The 18,442-nt window shown below is 70.0% G+C and carries 16 protein-coding genes; 13 read left to right on the forward strand and 3 right to left on the reverse strand.

The window, feature by feature from the left end; genetic code table 11:
• The coding region (locus CM1CMNOD_RS13720) for a carboxylate-amine ligase (RefSeq protein WP_131774020.1) at positions 1 to 978 on the reverse strand (978 nt) is incomplete at its 3' end.
• Positions 979 to 1,090: 112 nt separating this feature from the next.
• A complete protein-coding gene (locus CM1CMNOD_RS13725) occupies positions 1,091 to 1,510 on the reverse strand; it encodes an organic hydroperoxide resistance protein (protein WP_013874201.1) in 420 nt (139 codons plus the stop codon).
• Positions 1,511 to 1,921: 411 nt separating this feature from the next.
• On the opposite strand from CM1CMNOD_RS13725, the gene CM1CMNOD_RS13730 reads away from it, so the two are divergent.
• The 9 genes from CM1CMNOD_RS13730 (at position 1,922) to CM1CMNOD_RS13770 (ending at position 12,477) form a co-directional block, all read left to right on the forward strand.
• Positions 1,922 to 3,061, forward strand: coding sequence for a FadR/GntR family transcriptional regulator (locus CM1CMNOD_RS13730; RefSeq protein WP_013874202.1), 1,140 nt, complete (start codon positions 1,922 to 1,924; stop codon positions 3,059 to 3,061).
• Complete coding sequence (locus CM1CMNOD_RS13735) at positions 3,036 to 3,959, forward strand: acyl-CoA thioesterase (RefSeq protein ID WP_013874203.1); 924 nt, start codon at positions 3,036 to 3,038, stop codon at positions 3,957 to 3,959. Before CM1CMNOD_RS13730 ends, CM1CMNOD_RS13735 begins: the two co-directional genes overlap by 26 nt.
• 676 nt (positions 3,960 to 4,635) lie before the next feature.
• Entirely contained in the window at positions 4,636 to 4,725 is a 90-nt protein-coding gene (gene kdpF / locus CM1CMNOD_RS13740) for a K(+)-transporting ATPase subunit F (RefSeq protein WP_076842627.1), read from the forward strand.
• Positions 4,726 to 4,855: 130 nt separating this feature from the next.
• A complete protein-coding gene (kdpA, locus tag CM1CMNOD_RS13745; protein ID WP_013874204.1) occupies positions 4,856 to 6,517 on the forward strand; it encodes a potassium-transporting ATPase subunit KdpA in 1,662 nt (553 codons plus the stop codon).
• Position 6,518: 1 nt separating this feature from the next.
• On the forward strand, positions 6,519 to 8,741 hold the full coding sequence (gene kdpB / locus CM1CMNOD_RS13750; protein ID WP_013874205.1) for a potassium-transporting ATPase subunit KdpB: 2,223 nt from the start codon (positions 6,519 to 6,521) through the stop codon (positions 8,739 to 8,741).
• 5 nt (positions 8,742 to 8,746) lie between these two features.
• Positions 8,747 to 9,652, forward strand: coding sequence for a potassium-transporting ATPase subunit C (locus tag CM1CMNOD_RS13755; protein WP_043606634.1), 906 nt, complete (start codon positions 8,747 to 8,749; stop codon positions 9,650 to 9,652).
• A 299-nt stretch (positions 9,653 to 9,951) separates the two neighbouring features.
• Positions 9,952 to 10,755, forward strand: coding sequence for a response regulator (locus CM1CMNOD_RS13760; protein ID WP_013874208.1), 804 nt, complete (start codon positions 9,952 to 9,954; stop codon positions 10,753 to 10,755).
• 374 nt (positions 10,756 to 11,129) lie between these two features.
• Complete coding sequence (locus CM1CMNOD_RS13765) at positions 11,130 to 12,269, forward strand: aromatic ring-hydroxylating oxygenase subunit alpha (protein WP_013874209.1); 1,140 nt, start codon at positions 11,130 to 11,132, stop codon at positions 12,267 to 12,269.
• A gap of 13 nt (positions 12,270 to 12,282) precedes the next feature.
• Complete coding sequence (locus CM1CMNOD_RS13770) at positions 12,283 to 12,477, forward strand: ferredoxin (protein ID WP_013874210.1); 195 nt, start codon at positions 12,283 to 12,285, stop codon at positions 12,475 to 12,477.
• Between the two features lie 259 nt (positions 12,478 to 12,736).
• Here the strand turns inward: CM1CMNOD_RS13770 and CM1CMNOD_RS13775 are convergent, their stop codons facing one another.
• A complete protein-coding gene (locus CM1CMNOD_RS13775; protein ID WP_013874211.1) occupies positions 12,737 to 13,873 on the reverse strand; it encodes an acyl-CoA dehydrogenase family protein in 1,137 nt (378 codons plus the stop codon).
• Positions 13,874 to 14,039: 166 nt separating this feature from the next.
• On the opposite strand from CM1CMNOD_RS13775, the gene CM1CMNOD_RS13780 reads away from it, so the two are divergent.
• The 4 genes from CM1CMNOD_RS13780 to CM1CMNOD_RS24475 all read left to right on the forward strand — a co-directional run.
• The gene (locus tag CM1CMNOD_RS13780) at positions 14,040 to 15,257 is read left to right on the forward strand and encodes a CaiB/BaiF CoA transferase family protein (protein WP_013874212.1); all 1,218 of its coding nucleotides are present in this window, start codon (positions 14,040 to 14,042) and stop codon (positions 15,255 to 15,257) included.
• Complete coding sequence (locus tag CM1CMNOD_RS13785; protein ID WP_013874213.1) at positions 15,254 to 17,086, forward strand: AMP-binding protein; 1,833 nt, start codon at positions 15,254 to 15,256, stop codon at positions 17,084 to 17,086. The genes CM1CMNOD_RS13780 and CM1CMNOD_RS13785 overlap by 4 nt, the downstream gene beginning before the upstream one ends.
• Positions 17,083 to 18,276: an NAD(P)/FAD-dependent oxidoreductase gene (locus tag CM1CMNOD_RS13790; protein ID WP_013874214.1), complete on the forward strand. Its 1,194-nt coding sequence runs from the start codon at positions 17,083 to 17,085 to the stop codon at positions 18,274 to 18,276. The genes CM1CMNOD_RS13785 and CM1CMNOD_RS13790 overlap by 4 nt, the downstream gene beginning before the upstream one ends.
• The coding region (locus CM1CMNOD_RS24475; protein WP_165490475.1) for a nuclear transport factor 2 family protein at positions 18,273 to 18,442 on the forward strand (170 nt) is incomplete at its 3' end. The genes CM1CMNOD_RS13790 and CM1CMNOD_RS24475, both read left to right, overlap by 4 nt.

Raw genomic sequence — 18,442 nt, forward strand, 5'->3', positions numbered from 1 at the left:
GTTGTGGATCAGCTCCCAGTCGCCGGCGTGCTCGAGCTCGGCGCGCACCTCGTCCACCAGCCGGTACAGCAGATCCCGGGCCGGTACCGGCACCGCCGCGGCCACGTCGACGAGGTCGCCCTCGATCCCGGACCGGGCCGCCCGCCAGGCGGCCGCCCGCAGCAGTTCCGTCCGCCACGGCGGGGCCGGCGCGCCGGCCCCGACCGCCAGGGCGGCCCGGCGCACGAGCGCGCGGAACAGTCCGGCGACGAGGATGACGGTGTCGACGTCCGGGCACGCGTCACAGACCCGCAGCTCGACGGTGGGCAGGTGCGCGGAGGGACGGACGTCGAAGTAGACCATACCCGGGTCGCTGATCACCCCGGATGTGATCAGGTCCGCGACGACCTGGTCGTATTCGGCCGCCGTGCGGAACGGTCCGGTGACGCCGGCGGTCGGCCACCGCTGCCAGACCAGGGTGCGCACGCTCGCGTAGCCGCTGTCCGCGCCCTGCCAGTACGGGGAACTCGCCGACACCGCCAGCAGCGTCGGCAGCCACAGCGCGACCCGCGCGGCCACCGCGATCGCGAGCTCCCGGTCGGCGACCTCGACGTGCACCTGCGCGCCGCAGATCGCCTGCTCCCGGGCGAGGAGCTGGTAGTCGGTGAGCATCCGCTGGTAGCGCGGGTACCGGCTGATCTCGGGCGCGTCCCGGTCGACCAGGGGGACGGTCCCCGCGGACGCGGGACCGAGCCCGAGCGGTTCGCCGGCCACCACCAGTTCGCGCCGCAGCTGGAGCAGGCTGCCGCGCAGATCGGCCAGATCGGTGCACGGGCGACTGTTGGACTCCACCACCGACGTCAGCAGTTCGGCGGTGAAACACTCCTTCGCGACGCGCTCGAGGATCGCCGGAGCCCGCGGCACGAGCCGTCGGGAGGCGAGATCCAGGATGTGGAACTCCTCCTCGACGCCGACGGTCGCGATGCGCGCGTCGCCCATGAACGAAGACGCTACGACCATCCGGCGTCCCGGGCAGCCCACGGCGCCGGCCGGCGTCCGCTGGCCGGCCGTCCACCAGGCCAGCCGGCCAGCGGATCAGCCGGCTACCCGGTCAGTTGTCCACGAGGGTGGCGGTGGAGACGATGTTGCCCCGGGTCGCCCTGGAGTACGGGCACAGGGCGTGAGCCTGCTCGACGAGCGTGGCGGCCACGTCCCGGTCGACCTGCTCGATCTCGGCCTCGATCGCGACGGCGAGGGCGAACCCGTCGTCGTCCGGGCCGATCTCGACCCGGACGGTGACCGCCGACGCGGAGACATCGACCTTCGCCCGCCGGGCGACCGCCTTGAGCGCACTGTGAAAACACGCGGCGTAGCCGGTTGCGAACAACTGCTCCGGATTGGTGCCCGGGCCGTCGTCGCCGCCGAGCCCCTTGGGCAGGGACAGGCTCAGGTCCACCCGCCCGTCGCTGGACGCCACCCGTCCCTCACGCCCGCCCCACGCGGTGGCCTCAGCCGTGTACAGAGCCGTCATCACGATCTCCTCAGGTGTGGATCCGATGGCCCGTGCGCCAGACGCGCACGATCCGGATCATCCGGGTGGAACACCGGCCGGCACCTTTTTCGTCCGGGTGGCTCACACAGCGCACCGGTCCGTTCGGGTCGCTGTATGGCGTTCGCCACCGTCAAATGATGACAAAAAGACTTCGATTGATTACTTTTAGTAAAGATCCAATGAATATCGATTACAAATAGTCATTATTTGTAGCCATCATGAAACCCCTTGTAGGCAGCAGTGACCAGTAGTGTCACAATGCAACCTCGCCAGTACTTCTGGCGACATCGCCGGCAGCAACGATGTGATCTTCTGGACGAAGGAGCCGAACCAGCGCCAGCAGGCCACATACTGCCCGCCCGCAGCCGGATCTCTCCGAGGGGGACCATCATGGTGTTACTGAACGCAGCCAATATCGCAACAGACGGCCCGACGGGCATCGGGCGGCCCGGTGCTGTCAGAACGCCCGACCCGTCGGCCGGCACGCCCGCCGTCGGGTACGACAACGACGCCGGCCGGCACCCGGCCGGCGACAGCCACATCGGCCGGCGGGTGCGCGTCCCCAAGACCGCCGAACTGGTCGCCGCCCGCCTGCGGCGCCAGATCGTGCGGGGCGAACTGGTCGAGGGGGACGCCCTACCCCCGGAAGCCGTGCTGATGGGGCAGTTCGGGGTCTCACGCCCGACCCTGCGGGAGGCCTTCCGCGTCCTGGAGTCCGAAGCGCTGATCAGCGTCCGGCGCGGGGCGCACGGAGGCGCCCGGGTCCACACGCCCAACGGTGACGTCGCCGCCCGCTACGCCGCGCTCGTCCTGGAGTACCGCGGCACCACCATCGCCGACGTCCACCAGGCCAGGGCGCTGCTCGAGCCGCCCTGCGTCCGCCGGCTCGCGCAGCGGCACACCGAGGAGGACCTGGCCAGGCTGCGGGCGGCGCTCGCCGCCGTCGAGGCGGCCACGGCGGACGCTGACCGGCCGGCGGCCCGCACCCGGCCCGACCGGGCCACCACCGCGCTCACGGCGCCCGCCGGCGGGCCGGCCTGGGAGGCCCGCGCTCCCGCGGTGTCACGGTCCGCGGTAGCGGACTTCCACGGCCTGCTGGTGGAACTCGCCGGCAACCAGACCCTGATCGTGCTCGTCGGGATGCTGCGCCACATCATCGACATGGCCCGAGAGGAGACATCGGGCGCCGGTTCCAACGCCGGCACCAGCACCAGCACCAGCACTGGCACTGGCATCACGGCACGGCCGGGCACACCAGCGGCCGGGGACGACGGCCGCCAGCCCTACCGGCAACTGGTGGCGCTGATCGAGGCCGGCGCGGCGGACGAGGCCGAGGCGCTGTGGCGGCGTCACCTGCTGGCGACGACGCCCACCCCCGAGCGCGCCCCGGCAACCGTTGCCGGCCCGCGGGCCGAAATCCCCGAGCCGGCCGAGGACCATCGACGGCCCGGCCATGCCTCCGCCGCGTCACGGGAAGCCGAAATCCCCGGAGCGCCGCTGTTCGATGAAGCGGCGCCACCGGATAGGTAATGTGGATCAGGTGACGCGCGCGGAGGCCGACTCCCTGGTCGAGGTCCTCGACCTCGACCTCATCGAAACCAACATCTTCCGCGGTTGGTCGTGGCACACGGCGCCGACCCGGGTGTTCGGGGGCCACGTCGCGGCGCAGGCGCTCATCGCCGCCGGCCGGACAGTCGCCCCTGATCGTCCGGTGCACTCGCTGCACGCCTACTTCCTGCTGCCGGGCGATCCCAGCGCGCCGATCATCTACGATGTGGATCTGATCCGCGACGGACGGTCGTTCACGACGCGGCGGGTGGTCGCCATCCAGCACGGCCGGGCGATCTTCCACCTGTCCGCCTCCTTCCAGCGCGTCACCGACGGCCCGGAGCATCAGTCACCCATGCCGCCGTCACCGCCGCCCGAGGAACTGCCCGCTCCCCTGCCCGAAGAGCTGCCCGGGTGGTCCCTGTCGAACGGCGGGAGCATCGAGCCCTTCTTCTCCCGCTACCTCGACGTCCGGCTCGCGCCGACCGAAGGAGCGGACGGCTCTGTCCAACAGCCCGTGTGGTCCTCACACGGGGAGCCGCACAGCCCCCACCAGCGGATGTGGTTCCGCGCCCGCGGGACACTGCCCGCCGACCCGCTCTACCACGTCTGCGCGGTCACGTACGCGTCCGACCTGCGGCTGATCACGACGACCCTGCTCCCGCACCGGTCGACGGACGGCCGGACGATCTCGCTGGCCAGTCTCGATCACGCCATGTGGTTCCACCGTCCGTTCCGCGCGGACGAGTGGCTGCTCTACATCCAGGACAGCCCGTCGGCGGCGGGCTCCCGGGGCTTCGCCCGCGGCGAGATATACACCGCCGACGGCCGGCTCGTCGTCTCGGTCGCGCAGGAAGGCCTGATGCGCGTCCACTCCTGACAGTGAGGATGTAGGCGAGCCCCGCCGACCCACCGGCCCGGCGACCAGGGCAGACCTGATCTGGCCATAACGGATCAGCTCATGGCGGTAGGGCCATCACGGCAACCGGGTGACCGGGTGACCGGGCAGCTTGCTTCCCCGTCTGAGCCCACGGTGGGCACCCGGCGTCGGCCAACGGCCGGTGGCTCCCCGGCCACGTTTTCCGTGCTCTTTCGTGCTCCTTCGCGCTCTGCCGTATTCGGCGTCACCAGGGCGTCAACGCCGCTGGTGGCCGGCTCCCGTGAGGTCGATGCTGCCGATGCGGCAATACGGCAATCGGCGCGATCCGGGGAGTTCATGGTGCCAGCGCTCGCGGGTGACAGCCCGGGTATCCGGCGTGTCGCGTCTGTTCCCGGGACATCCCGGTCAGGGCCTGCGGCGAGACCCGATACCGGTGTCACCATCGGCACTCGGGCACTCGGGGCACTCGGATTCCTGGGCACCGGGTATCCGGCATCCGGACGGCCGGGCGTGGCGGGGTTGCCGTCACCCGAGGGGAGCGCCGCAGCCCGGTCGGTCCCCGCGGTGGCAGCGGGACGTGGCAAAAGGAGCAGGCGGTGCGTGACCTGGTTTTCATCTTTCTGATCATCGTGATGTTCGCGGTGCTGGGGCTCGTCGTACGAGGGGTGGAACGGCTGTGACCGCCGAGAACCTGACCGGGCTCGTCCTGGTGACCGCCCTGGTGGTCTTCCTCGTGGTCGCCCTGCTTTTCCCGGAGAAGTTCTGACTTTCCTCGAAGAAATTCGGACCCGCCGGACCAGCGACGCGCCACGGCCCGCCCGGCCACGGACCGCGCGATCGTTGCCACGATTGTGTTTCCTCCGAGCCCGGGCTTCCGGTCGACAAGGGGTCACTGAATGAACACCACGACGGCGGGAGTCGTCTTCGCCGCCTCGCTCGCCGTCGCCCTCGGCCTGACCTACCGGCCGTTCGGCGACTACCTGGCCCGGGTGTACACCTCCGAGCGTCACCTGCGGGCCGAAAAAATGACTTATCGGCTGGTCGGCGTCGATCCGGACGCAGACCAGCGATGGAGCGTCCACCTGCGCGCTGTACTCGCGTTCTCGTGCGTGTCAGCGCTCTTCCTGTACGTTTTTCTCCGCCTGCAGGGCCGGCTGCCGTTCAACCTCGGTTTCGACGGGATGGCGCCGGGACAGGCGTTCAATACCGCGGCCAGCTTCGTCACGAACACCAACTGGCAGTCGTACGCCGGCGAGTCGACGCTCGGGTACCTCGCGCAGATGGCGGGTCTGGCGGTGCAGAACTTCGCCAGCGCTGCGGTCGGCATCTCGGTGGCGATCGCCCTGGTCCGCGGGTTCTCCCGCAGCCACACCGACCGGCTCGGCAACTTCTGGGTGGACCTGGTCCGCACCGTCGTCCGTGTCCTGCTGCCGATTTCCGTCATCGGTGCGGTCGTCCTGGTCGCCGGTGGTGTCGTGCAGAACTTCCACGGCGTCCGGACGGTGTCGACCATCGCCGGCGGCGGCCAGGCCATAACCGGCGGCCCGGTGGCCAGCCAGGAGATCATCAAGGAGCTCGGCACCAACGGTGGCGGTTTCTACAACGTCAACTCCGCCCATCCGTTCGAAAATCCGACGGTCTGGACCAACTGGCTACAGATATACCTTCTGCTGGCGATCCCGTTCGCTCTGCCGAGAGCTTTCGGAAAAATGGTCGGTGACACCCGCCAGGGTCTCGCGATCGTCTCCGTCATGGCCGTTCTGGCGATAACCGGGGTGTTTCTGGTCAACGGTTTCCAACTGGCCCACCACGGTACGGTCCCGACCGCTGTCGGCGCCGCGACCGAAGGCGTCGAAACCCGTTTCGGGGTGTCGGGCTCGGCCACCTTCGCAGCCGCCACCACGCTGACGTCCACCGGCGCGGTGAACTCCGCGCACGACTCCTACACCGGTCTCGGCGGCGCCGTCCTGCTGCTGAACATGATGCTCGGGGAGATCGCCCCGGGCGGCGCCGGGTCGGGGCTGTACGGAATGCTGGTCGTCGCCGTGCTCGCGGTGTTCGTCGGCGGTCTGATGATCGGGCGAACGCCCGAGTACCTGGGCAAGAAAATCGCCGCGCGGGAGGTGAAGTTCGCCGCGCTCTACATTCTCACCACGCCGGCGCTGGCCCTCGGCGTCACGGCGGTGGCCATGGCGCTGCCCGGCGAACGGGCGAACATGCTGAACTCCGGCGCGCACGGGCTGTCCGAGGTGCTGTACGCGGCCACCTCGGTGGCGAACAACAACGGCTCGGCGTTCGCCGGCCTCACCGTGAACACGGCCTGGTGGAACACGGTGCTGGGGATCTCCATGCTGCTCGCCCGGTTCCTGCCGGTGGTGTTCGTCCTGGGCCTGGCCGGCAGCCTCGCCCGGCAGAAGACGGCCCCCGTGTCGAGCGGGACGCTGCCCACCCACCGGCCGTTGTTCGTCGGCCTCGTCACCGGTGTCGCGTTCGTCGTCGTCGCCCTGACCTACTTCCCGGCCATCGCCCTCGGGCCGTTCGCGGAAGGCCTGCACTGACATGCTCACGACCGCCGCGTACGACAACCCCGCCGGCCCAGCGGGCAACCCCGGCTCCGGCCCCGGCTCCACCCACTCGCCCCGGCGGGCCTCCGGTGGCCTGCTCGACCCGCGGATGCTGCTGCGCTCCACCCCGCAGGCGCTGCGGAAACTGAACCCGGCCACGCTGTGGCGCAACCCGGTGATGCTCATCGTCGAGATCGGCGCCGCGTTCACCACCGTGCTCGCGGTTGCGGACCCCACCGTGTTCGCCTGGCTGATCGTCGGCTGGCTGTGGCTGACCGTGCTGTTCGCCAACCTCGCCGAGGCCGTCGCCGAAGGACGCGGGAAGGCGCAGGCCGCCGCGCTGCGCAGGGCCAAGACCGACACGATCGCCCGCCGGCTCGTCGGCTGGGCACCCGGCCAGCCCGCCGAGACGGCCCGGACCGAGCGGGTACCCGCGCCGGACCTGCTGCGGGGCGACCGTGTGGTGGTGGAGGCCGGCGAGTTCATCCCCGGTGACGGCGACGTCGTCGAGGGCATCGCGAGCGTGGACGAGTCCGCCATCACTGGCGAGTCCGCGCCGGTGATCCGTGAGTCCGGAGGCGACCGGTCCGCGGTGACCGGCGGCACCCGGGTGCTGTCGGACCGGATCGTCGTCGAGATCACGCAGCGGCCCGGGGAGAGCTTCATCGACCGGATGATCGGCCTGGTGGAGGGCGCGAACCGGCAGAAGACCCCGAACGAGGTCGCGCTGAACATCCTGCTGGCCTCGCTGACCATCGTCTTCCTGCTCGCGGTCGTGAGCCTCCAGCCACTGGCGATCTTCTCCCGGGCGCAGCAGCCCGGCATCCCCGACAGCGCCGCCCTGGACGCCGACGGCGTCACCGGGATCGTGCTGGCGGCGCTGGTCGTCTGCCTGATCCCCACCACGATCGGCGCGCTGCTGTCGGCGATCGGCATCGCCGGCATGGACCGGCTGGTGCAGCGCAACGTGCTCGCGATGAGCGGCCGCGCGGTCGAGGCGGCCGGCGACGTCGACACCCTGCTGCTAGACAAGACCGGAACCATAACCCTCGGTAACCGGGAGGCGTGGGCGTTCATCCCGGTCGGAGGCGTGGACGAACACGAGCTCGCCGACGCCGCGCAGCTGTCCTCGCTCGCGGACGAGACGCCGGAGGGACGCTCGATCGTCGTCTTCGCCAAGACCACCTACGGCCTGCGGGAGCGGACCGCCGGCGAACTACCCACCGCTACCTTTGTCCCGTTCACCGCGCAGACCCGGATGTCCGGTGTCGACCTGGCCACGCCCGGGCCCCGCGGCGGCGGCCGGCAGATCCGCAAGGGGTCGGCCAGCGCGGTGCTGGCCTGGGTCCGGGAGAGCGGCGGGAGCGCACCGCCCGACACCGACCACGTGGTGGACGGCATCTCCGCCTCCGGCGGGACGCCGCTGGTCGTCGCGGAGGTGCTCACCGCCGGCGCTGCGGACGGCGGCCGAACCGCCCGCGTCCTGGGCGTGGTCCAGCTCAGGGACATCGTGAAGGCGGGCATGCGGGAACGCTTCGACGAGATGCGCAGCATGGGCATCCGCACCATCATGATCACCGGCGACAACCCGCTGACCGCGCGGACCATTGCCGAGGAGGCCGGGGTGGACGACTTCCTCGCCGAGGCGACCCCCCAGGACAAGCTCGACCTGATCAGGCGCGAGCAGACCGGCGGCAGGCTCGTCGCGATGACCGGGGACGGCACCAACGACGCCCCCGCGCTCGCCCAGGCCGACGTCGGCGTCGCCATGAACACCGGCACGTCGGCCGCGAAGGAGGCCGGCAACATGGTCGACCTCGACAGCAACCCGACGAAACTCATCGAGATCGTCGAGATCGGCAAGCAGCTGCTCATCACCCGCGGCGCCCTGACGACGTTCTCGATCGCCAACGACGTCGCCAAGTATTTCGCGATCATCCCGGCGCTGTTCGCCGCGGTGTATCCCGGGCTGGACACGTTCAACCTCATGCGGCTGCACAGCCCGCAGTCGGCGATCCTGTCCGCGGTCGTCTTCAACGCGCTGGTCATCATCGCGCTGATCCCGCTCGCCCTGCGCGGCGTCCGCTACACACCCGGCAACGCCATAGCGATGCTGCGGCGCAACCTCTGTGTCTACGGCCTCGGCGGCCTGGTCGTCCCGTTCGTCGGGATCAAACTCATCGATCTGGCCGTCCAGTTCCTCCCCGGAATCCGGTGATCGCCATGGCCTCCCCACGCCTGCCCGGCCCTGTCCGCCAGCTCCTCGCCGCACTGCGCATGCTGCTGGTGCTCACCGTGCTCGTCGGCGTCGCGTATCCCCTGGCCGTCACCGCGATCGCCCAGCTGCCCGGGCTGCGCCACCGGGCGGACGGCTCGCTCGTCCGGGCGGCCGACGGCACGGTCGTCGGCTCGTCAAGGATCGGCCAGCCGTTCACCGACGCCGCCGGCCGCCCGATCCCGACGTACTTCCAGCCCCGGCCGTCCGCCGCCGGTGCCGGAGTCGGCTACGACCCGACCGCGACCTCCGCGTCCAACCTGGGCCCCGAGGACGTCGTCGACACGTTCGACGATCCCGTCACACCCGGTGACGAGAGCCGGCGCAGCCTGCTCACCACCGTGTGCGGCCGCAGCAGGGCCGTCGGACAGCTCGAAGGTGTCGACGGACGGCGCCCGTACTGCACCCCGGGCGGTGTCGGTGCCGTGCTGGCGGTGTTCCACCGTGATCCGGGCTTCGCCGGGCCGGTCGTGCGGGTCGTCAGCGTGAACGAGCGGTGCCCGGCGCAACCGTTCGTCGCCACCCACGAAGGCGTGCGGGTCGAGTGCGCGACGCCCGGCGGCGACTACGCGGCGGGCCAACGCGTCCTCGTCCCCGGGCCGGGGCGCGGCCGGGACAACCCGGTGCCACCGGACGCGGTGACCGCCTCCGGCAGCGGCCTGGACCCGGACATCTCCCCCGCCTACGCCTACCTCCAGGTGAGCAGGGTCGCGGGCGCCCGCGGGCTGCCCCCGGCAACGGTCCGCCGGCTGGTCGAGGATCATGTGCGCGGCCGTGCGCTCGGCTTCCTCGGCGAGCCCAGGGTCAACGTCGTCGAACTCAACCTCGCCCTGGACAGGCTCGGCACAGGCTGACCCGACCAGGCTGACCCGACCAGGCCTGCTGTTCCGCCGATGCCTGCCGAGGCGGCACCCACGGACCTCGTCCCACCCGTGCCCCGCCTGGGACGGCCCGCGCCGGTCGTCCCGACCCGTTCCCGTAGCCCCGGCAGCCCTGACGAAGGGAGACTGCTCTGTGCTGGAGGCTGTATTTGCCAACGGAACCTCCGCGGAGGCGTCACCATGCTCCTGGCACCGGTCCTGGCACTGTCGCCGATGTCGTTCCGGCCGCTGTGGGGTGCCTCGGCCGGCACCGGCGCGCGGGACGGTGCGGCATGACCCGCGTCCTGATCGTCGACGACGACACCCAGATTCTGCGCGCGTTGCGGATCACCCTGCACGCCCGAGGGTACGAGGTCATGACCGCGACATCGGGACGGCACGCGCTCGCCGCCACCACGTCCGGACGGCCCGACATCATCCTGCTCGACCTGGGCCTGCCCGACATGGACGGGGCCGAGGTCATCCACGCCCTGCGCAGCTGGACGACAACGCCTGTCATCGTCCTGTCCGGCCGTGGCGGCAGCACCGACAAGGTCGGCGCGCTCGACGCGGGCGCCGACGACTACGTCACCAAGCCCTTCCGCGTCGACGAACTCCTCGCCCGGCTACGCGCGGTAGCCAGGAGAACCTTGAGCGCGACAGAGGCTCCTCTGACAACGATCGGCGACTATACGATCGATCTGACCGCCCGACGGATCACCAGGCTGGCCGATCATCGGCGCGACCGTGCTTCCGCCGCGCCCGAGCCCGCTCTCCGTGCCACACGGCCGGATGGGAAGGCCCGAGAGATCGCGGACCCCGAGCCACCGGCCAACCACGCAGATCGGCCCGAGGGTCTGGCCACCGTCCGCCTCAGCCCGACCGAATGGCACCTGCTCGAAGTACTGGTGCGCAACCCCGGAAAACTGCTCACCCACCGCCAGCTCCTCCCTCGCACTGGCGGCCCCTCCCCGAAGGAACACAGCCACTACCTGCGCGAATACATGGGACGGCTGCGCCGCAAGCTGGAGCCGAACCCGGCACGCCCCCGCCATTTCATCACCGAGCCCGGCATGGGCTACCGCTTCCAGCCATGACCAGCGCGGTTCCGGCCATCACCAGCGCGGCCATGGCCCGTCCCCGTCCCGCCACCACGGGCTTCCGGACAGCGCCTTCAGCGCCTTTACCAGCCGCGGCACCTACCGGCCGCCGCACCGCCTGACCGATCGCGGACAGCCCCGACCAGTCCGGACTGTCTTCCATGAGGCCGGCACCGGTCCGGCTCCGCGGATCGCGGGCAACCCGGCATGTTGCGGACCACGCCATACGTCACACGCAGAGCCGGTTTGACACCTACTACACACAGCCTTACTTTGAAACAAATGATTGTTTACCTATCCGAGCCCGCATCCGGCCCGCGACATCGGCAACCGGGCCAGCCAGTGGCGACGCCGACGAGAAGGGCACTCACATGACCCAGTCCATCCCGGCGACCAGACTCGCCCCCACCGAGCCCGCTCAGGACGAGCCTGCCCGGGACGAACCGCAGTACCCCCTCGCCCCATCCGCGGTCGACGCCTCGGTGTACACGGATCAGGCGCGCTACCAGGGGGAACTCGACCGGATCCTGTCCCACGCCTGGTTCCCGGTGTTTCCGTCCGCCGACGTGCCAAAGCCCCGCGACTACGTCGTCTGGAACCAGCTCGGACAGTCAATAGTGATCATCCGGCTTGACGACGGATCGGTGTCGGCCTGGCACAACGTCTGCCAGCACCGCGGCGCGCTTCTCGTCGAAGGCTCCGGACGCTGCTCCACCGGACGGTTCACCTGCCCGTGGCACGGCTTCGTCTACGATCTTGAAGGCAGCGTTCGCCAGGTACCGCTGCGTGAGTCATTCGACCCGGCACAGTTGGCCGGGCTGCGGGCACCGGCGGTCAGGGTGGTCGAGTGGTCGGGCTGGATCTGGCTGACGCTCTCCGACACGGTCCCCGACCTGCTGGAGTACCTCGACACGATCGGCGAGGAGCTCGCCGGCTACCGGCTCGACCGGTTCGACACCCGGTTCCGCGCATCGGTCACGCTCACCGCGAACTGGAAAATCGTCGTCGACGCGTTCAACGAGACCTGGCACGTCCCGTTCACGCACAAGTCGACCCTCTCCGGGCTGGTTCTGTGGCGCGATGCCAGCCTGAAGATCGCCTCACCGCACTCCTGGATGACGCTGCCGATCCGCGGGTTCACCGACAAGGTCTCCAACAGCGATCATCGGCAGACCCATCTGTGCCACTACCTCGCGTTCCCGAACACGATCTTCAGCTGCTTTCCCAACCACCTGCAGATGTGGACCGCCTGGCCGGTTGCGCCGGACAAAACCGTCCTCAACGCCTACCAGCTCGTCGGGCCCACCCCGGACGGCCTGAGCGACGCGAAGTGGGAACAGCACAACGAGCGGGACTGGAAACACTTCCTCGAAGTCCTCGCGGAGGACTCCGAGGTCATCAACAACTTCGCGGCGCTGGCGCGGTCGAAGGGATTCCGGCGCAACATCTTCAACACCGCCGAGAGCAGACTGACCGCCTTTCACGACGAAGTCGCCAAACGTCTTCGCTGATCAGGAGAAAGAAATGATCACAATCAGGGTCGATCGGGACGTCTGCCAGGGCTACGGCAACTGCGTCCTCGCGGATCCGGAGATCTTCGACGTGGACGACGACGGACTTGTGGTGCTGTCGCGGGCTACTGTCGCCGACGAGCGGCTGCCCGCCGTCCGCCGCGCGGAGTACGACTGCCCGAGCAAGGCCATTCACTTCACCGAATAGGCCGGTGCCCGTGGCACCGTGTCCCCGTTCACCGGTGGCTTCAGGCCAGATTTTCAACCCGTTCGCTGTTTTCCGTCGCACCGGGTCGTATCCGTCCCGCACCGCTTCTCCGACCGGAGGACTGTTTCTCCCGTTCGGGAGACGAGGTGCGGGGACGCAGGCGTGGCGACCCTCGCAACGGCCTGGACCGGACCGGGCGGATCCCGGTCCGGTCACTGACACGCCGCCTGTTGTCCGCTGGACGTACGAAGGATCCGGGCTAGAGTCCCATCTCCTTTGCAATGATGCTGCGCTGGATTTCGCTCGCACCGCCACCGACCATCGCGTGCTTGGCCTCACGGAAGTAGCGTTCCATGTCGAACTCCGGAAGCTGCGCGTATCCACCCAGCGCCTGCATACCGTTGAACGAGGTCCTGAAGGCGACGTCGGCGGCGAACACCTTCGCCATCGACACCTCTTTCAGAGCGCGCTCACCGCGCGCCATCTTCGTCGCGGCGTTGTAGACCAGCAGCCGCGCGGCCTCCACCTCGCACTCGTTCTCCGCCATCCGGTGCTTGAGGACCTGGAACGACGACAGCGGCCGGCCGAACTGGGTGCGGTTCCTGGTATAGGTGACGGTGTCGTCGAGCGCTGTGCGGGCGTTTCCCACGTAGGAGGCCGCCAGGCTCAGGCGCTCGTACTCCAGGTGTTCGCCGATGTAGCCCCAGCCGTTGTTCACCTCGCCGATCAGGTTTCCGGCGGGGACGTGGACATCCGTGAAGAAGATCTCCGTGGTGCCGAGGCTACGGCGGACGATCGTGTTCAGCTTGCGTATGTCGACGCCGGGCGCGGTGTTCGGCACCAGGATCAGGCTGAGGCCCCGGTGCCGCTCGGGACTGGTGCGCGCGAGGACGGTGATGACGGTGTCCGGCAGGTGCGCTCCGGAACAGAAGACCTTGTTCCCGTTGAGCACCCAGTGATCGTTGTCGAGGACGGCCCGCGTCTGCACCGCCGCCGCGTCCGAGCCGGCCCCCGGTTCGGTGATCGAGACGCTGAACTTCGTCCTGCCGGCGAGGAAGCCTGGCAGGTACTGCTCGCGCTGCTCGGCCGTGCCGTGGTTGGCGATGTTCGTCGCGGTGAACATGGAGGTCATCACGCACGCGGCAAAATCGAGGCTGAACTTCGCCATGGCCTCACAGAAGATCGCGTACATCACCGGGTCGGCGTCGAGCCCGCCCTGCTCCTCGAGGATGAGCAGCCCCAGCCAGCCCCTGTCCGCAATCTTCTGGTAAGCCTCGTCGGGAAACTCCCGGGACTCGTCGTGCTTGCGGATGTACTCCCGCCCTACCTCGCGCTCCATGAACGTGTGCAGTGCGTCTCTCCACAGCTGCTGTTCCTCGGTGAGTCTGAAGTCCATCCCTGCACCCTCCGTCAGCACCGCGGGCCCATATCTGTCTGTTGACCACGTTAATCGACCATGCTAGAAAAAAACAAGTGATTGTTTTTGAGCTCTGACCTGCGAGATCGATACAGTCACCGACCCGCCACAGGCATTGGAGACGCCCCATGACCGGTGTGCTCACATGACGCTCGACCAGACCTACCGCGGCCTGCGGGTACTCGACCTCAGCGAGAACATCGCGGGCCCGCTCGCCTGCCTGATCCTTGCCGATCTCGGCGCCGACGTCGTCAAGGTCGAACGTCCGGGCAGCGGAGAGGCCACCCGCAGCCTGCCGCCACGCTGGGGACCGGAGAGCACGGTGTTTCTCACCGTGAACCGAAACAAACGCAGTGTCGCCCTGGACATCGGCACCCCGGCCGGCCGCGACGCGGTGCTGCGGATCGCGGCCAGCACCGACGTCGTCGTCGAATCGTTCCGGCCCGGGGTCGCGGACCGGCTCGGGCTCGGCTTCGACGACTTCCGCCGGGTCAGCCCCCGCGTCGTGCACTGCTCGATCAGCGCCTTCGGCGAGGGCCCGCTCGGGCACGACCGTCCCGGGTACGACGCGATCGTGCAGGCCTTCACCGGCATCATGGAGATGACCGGTGACGCCGACGGCCGTCCGGCCCGCGCCGCGCCGTCCGTCGTGGACGTCTCCACCGGGCTCTGGGCGATCACGTCGATCCAGGCCGCGCTCGCCCGTCGCACCGACGGGAGCGAGGCCCAGCGGCTGGAGATCACCCTGGTCGACAGCGGGTTCTTCCTGCTCTGCCACCAGGTCATGGGATTCCTCGGAACCGGTGGGTTCCCCGGCCGCCTCGGCTCGGCCGCCCCGAGCACCGCTCCCTACCAGGCCTTCCGCACCGCGGACGGCGCGATCATGATTGCCGCCGCGACGGACCGGCTGTTCGAGCGGCTCTGCACGGCCCTCGACCTTCCCGCGCTCCGGGACGACCCACGCTTTCGTACCGTCGCCGACCGGGTGCGTGCGCGCGACGCCCTGACAGCTGCCATCGAGGAGCGGCTGGGCACCGCGCCGTCCGAGCACTGGCTCGGGCGGATCTCCGCCGCCGGCGTTCCGGCGGGGCCGGTCAACGACCTGGCCGCAGCCCTGGCGCATCCGGTCACCCGCGAGCGCGCCCTCGTCCGCGATGCCGAGCCCCTCGGCGACGCGCTGCGCACAAGCGGACTCAGACAGCTCCGGCTGCCGATCGACACCGACGGCTCATGCGCGATGCGCGAACCGCCCGCGCTCGGCCAGCACACCGCGGAGGTACTCGCCGAGGTGGGCATGCCCCCCGGCAAGATTCTCGACCTTGTCCCCGACTCGATGACGGAAGCGACGGTGTCGCCACTATGACCGGCTCAACCACAACGACCGGCTCAACCACAACGACCGGCTCGAGCACTGCCCAGCGTCGTGACGCTCTGGAGGCGCGTTACCCCCGCTGGATACCCCGCACGACCGCCCAGCTTCTCGATCTCTTAGCCACCGAACATCCTCAGCGGCCACTCGTTCTCGGCGACACCAGGTCCTACAGTTACGGCGACATCGCCAACTGGTCGAGACGGCTGGCAGCCGGGCTGATGGCGATCGGGATCCGGCCGGGCGATCACGTCGCCGTGGACATGGCGAACCTGCCCGAGGTCGTGGCCCTGAAGTTCGCGGTGGCCCGGGTCGGGGCGGTGTCGGCATCGATCAACTTCCGGCTGCGGCACGAGGAACTGAGCTACGTGCTGCGCCAGTCCGACAGCGTCGTCCTGATCACGATGGACCGCTTCCGCGACCTGGACTACCTCGACGCCCTGGACCGGATCGCCCCGGGCTGGGAGAGCGGGGCGGGCGGCAGCTCGCTGCCCCAGTTGCGGCACGTGTTCGTGCTCGGCACGGACGGCGAGCCGGCCCGCGGCCGGCCGCTGAGCGAGCTCGTGGAGCTCGGCCGTGGGATCAGCGAAGAAGATGTGCGGTCACGCACCGTGTCAGCCGATCCCGACGCCGTCTCCGACCTGCTGTACACCTCGGGCACCACCGGTGCGGCCAAGGGCGTGATGCTCCAGCATGACGCCGTCCTGCGGACCGCGTACGCCAGCGCCTACACCCGCGCCTTCGAGGACGGCCGGCGGATCCTGTTCGCGTTGCCGATCTACCACGTCTTCGGCTATGTCGAGGGCCTGATCGCGGCGCTGTTCGTCGGCGGGGCGATCTGCCCGCACGCGACGTTCGACGCCCAGCAGACCCTGCGGGACATCGCCCGCCACCGTATCGACGAGCTGATCTGCGTCCCGGCGATGACCAGTATGGTGCTCGACGCGGCACGGGCCGGCGCCCACGACCTGTCGTCGCTGCGGACGATGTTCTCCTCCGGGGCCGCGCACTCCGCCGGCATGTGGGCCGACATGCTCGAGGTGCTGGGAGTCGACGAGATCTTCACCGCGTACGGTCAGACCGAGACCACGGCGTCGACGACGTGTACCCGGCCGGGCGACCCCCTCGACCGGCTGGCGAACACGAACGGGACTACCAAGCCGGCGGGTATCGCCGGTGCCGCCGAGCTCGGTGGCACGCTCGCCGTCTACCGGACGGTGCACTCCGAGACCGGCGCGGACATCCCGGCCGGCGAGGTGGGCGAACTGGTGGTCCGCGGCCCGATCGTCACCCACGGCTACTACAACAAGCCCGCGGAGACCGTGGCGCTGTTCACCCCCGACGGGTGGATGCGCACGGGCGACCTCGGCCGCATCGACGAGCAGGGCTATCTGATACTGACCGGCCGCAAGAAGGAGTCCTATCGCTGCGGCGGGGAGCTGGTGCTGCCCGGCGAGGTGGAACGGGTGCTCACCGACCACCCGGGCGTGGCAGCCGCGCACGTCGTCGGGATCCCGCACGCACGGATGGGTGAGGTCGGGTGCGCCTGGATCGTGCCCGGCCCGGGGCGGCCCACGCCGGACGAGCTCGTCGCCTACTGCTCGAGCAGGCTTGCGCGCTTCAAGGTCCCCGACGCGGTGCTGTTCATCGAAGAGGACGAGATCCCGGTGACGGCCACCGGCCGGGTGCAGAAGTTCGTGCTGGCGGAGCGGGCGGTGGCCCTGCTGGCCCAGACCGCACAGGCGGACCAGACGACACAGGCAGATCAGGCTGCACGGACCGCGCCTGACGCTGCCCGGCCGGCGCCGGTGGGGTCGGTGTGAGCGGCCCACGGATCGTCATCGTGGGCGGCGGGCTGGCAGCCGTCCGCACCGCCCAGAGCGTGCGTGACCTGGGCCACCGCGGCGAGGTGCGCATCCTCTCCGCTGAGACGGAGCCGCCCTACGACCGTCCCCCGCTGTCCAAGGAGTACCTGCTCGACGCGCTGCCGGACAATGCCATCCGTCTTCTCGGCCCGTCCGACTACCGCGCTCTGGGGATCGAGCTTGAGCTCGGCCAGCCCGTCATCGCGCTGGACACCGTGGCCCATACGGTGACTGTCGCCGGCGGACCGGTGGTCCCCTACGACCGGCTTGTGATCGCCACCGGTGCCCAGGCGCGGCCGCTGGACGTCGTCACCGGCCGCGCGGCGGCGTTCGCGCTGCGCACCGCCGCCGACGCCCGCAGGCTGGCGGCCGTGCTGCGCGACGGACGGCGGATCGCGGTGATCGGCGGTGGGTTCATCGGTCTGGAGGTCGCCGCGACGGCGCGCGCGAGAGGCTGCGCGGTGACGGTGATCGAGGCCCAGCCCGCGCCGCTGCTGGGCACGGTGGGCCCGCTGGTCGCGGACTGGCTGCAGGCGCGGCACAGGGCACACGGCGTCGAGTTCCGCTGCGGGGTGACCGTCGCCGCCGCGGGGGCCGCGCCGGACGGCGGCGAACGGCTCAGGCTCTCCGACGGGTCGGTACTCGACGCGGATGCCGTCGTTGTCGGCGTGGGGGTCGTACGCGATGTCGGCTGGCTCGCCGAGGCCGGTCTGGAAGTCGCCGACGGCCTCGTGTGCGACCTGGCCGGGCGGACGGACGCGCCGGACGTGTTCGGCGCGGGAGACGTCGTCTGTCATCGCACCGAGCACGGCCTGGTCCCCGTCGGGCACTGGACCGCCGCGGGCAACAGCGCCCGGCGCGCCGCGCACACGCTGCTCGGGCTGCCCGCTCCGAACCTGCTCGACGACGGGTTCTTCTGGTCGGATCAGCTCGGGCTGCGGCTACAGTTCGCCGGCCGGGCCGACGCCGGCAGCGAGTTCGTCGTGGTGGCGGGTGACATGGCCACCGACTCGTTCGTCGGGCACTTTCTCGCCGAGGGCCGGGTCAGCGGTGTGTTCGCCGTCAACAACCCTCGCCAGTTCCTGCGTAGCCGCAAGGAGCTGCGCGCGGCCCACGAATCCACCACCGTCAGGGAGGTCCTCCGATGACCGTCGCCCACGAGCTCGATGCCGCCGCCCGCCAGGAAATCACCGAGCTGTACGCGCAGTACACGCACGCCTTCGACGACAACAGCCCGGAGGACCTCGCGGACCTGTTCACCGACGACGGGATCTTCGTACGCGACGACGCCGAGCCGGTGCACGGCCGGGCCGC

It is taken from the genome of Protofrankia symbiont of Coriaria myrtifolia, assembly GCF_900634755.1.
Classification (GTDB): domain Bacteria; phylum Actinomycetota; class Actinomycetes; order Frankiales; family Frankiaceae; genus Protofrankia; species Protofrankia coriariae.

Coding starts and splice junctions, on each gene's coding strand:
- CM1CMNOD_RS13725 (WP_013874201.1), bottom strand. CDS start 1,510: ATGACGGCTCTGTACACGGCTGAGGCCACCGCGTGGGGCGGGCGTGAG.
- CM1CMNOD_RS13780 (WP_013874212.1), top strand. CDS start 14,040: ATGACGCTCGACCAGACCTACCGCGGCCTGCGGGTACTCGACCTCAGC.
- CM1CMNOD_RS13735 (WP_013874203.1), top strand. CDS start 3,036: ATGAAGCGGCGCCACCGGATAGGTAATGTGGATCAGGTGACGCGCGCG.
- CM1CMNOD_RS13785 (WP_013874213.1), top strand. CDS start 15,254: ATGACCGGCTCAACCACAACGACCGGCTCAACCACAACGACCGGCTCG.
- CM1CMNOD_RS13760 (WP_013874208.1), top strand. CDS start 9,952: ATGACCCGCGTCCTGATCGTCGACGACGACACCCAGATTCTGCGCGCG.
- kdpB (WP_013874205.1), top strand. CDS start 6,519: ATGCTCACGACCGCCGCGTACGACAACCCCGCCGGCCCAGCGGGCAAC.
- kdpA (WP_013874204.1), top strand. CDS start 4,856: ATGAACACCACGACGGCGGGAGTCGTCTTCGCCGCCTCGCTCGCCGTC.
- CM1CMNOD_RS13730 (WP_013874202.1), top strand. CDS start 1,922: ATGGTGTTACTGAACGCAGCCAATATCGCAACAGACGGCCCGACGGGC.
- CM1CMNOD_RS13775 (WP_013874211.1), bottom strand. CDS start 13,873: ATGGACTTCAGACTCACCGAGGAACAGCAGCTGTGGAGAGACGCACTG.
- CM1CMNOD_RS13770 (WP_013874210.1), top strand. CDS start 12,283: ATGATCACAATCAGGGTCGATCGGGACGTCTGCCAGGGCTACGGCAAC.
- CM1CMNOD_RS13765 (WP_013874209.1), top strand. CDS start 11,130: ATGACCCAGTCCATCCCGGCGACCAGACTCGCCCCCACCGAGCCCGCT.
- CM1CMNOD_RS13755 (WP_043606634.1), top strand. CDS start 8,747: ATGGCCTCCCCACGCCTGCCCGGCCCTGTCCGCCAGCTCCTCGCCGCA.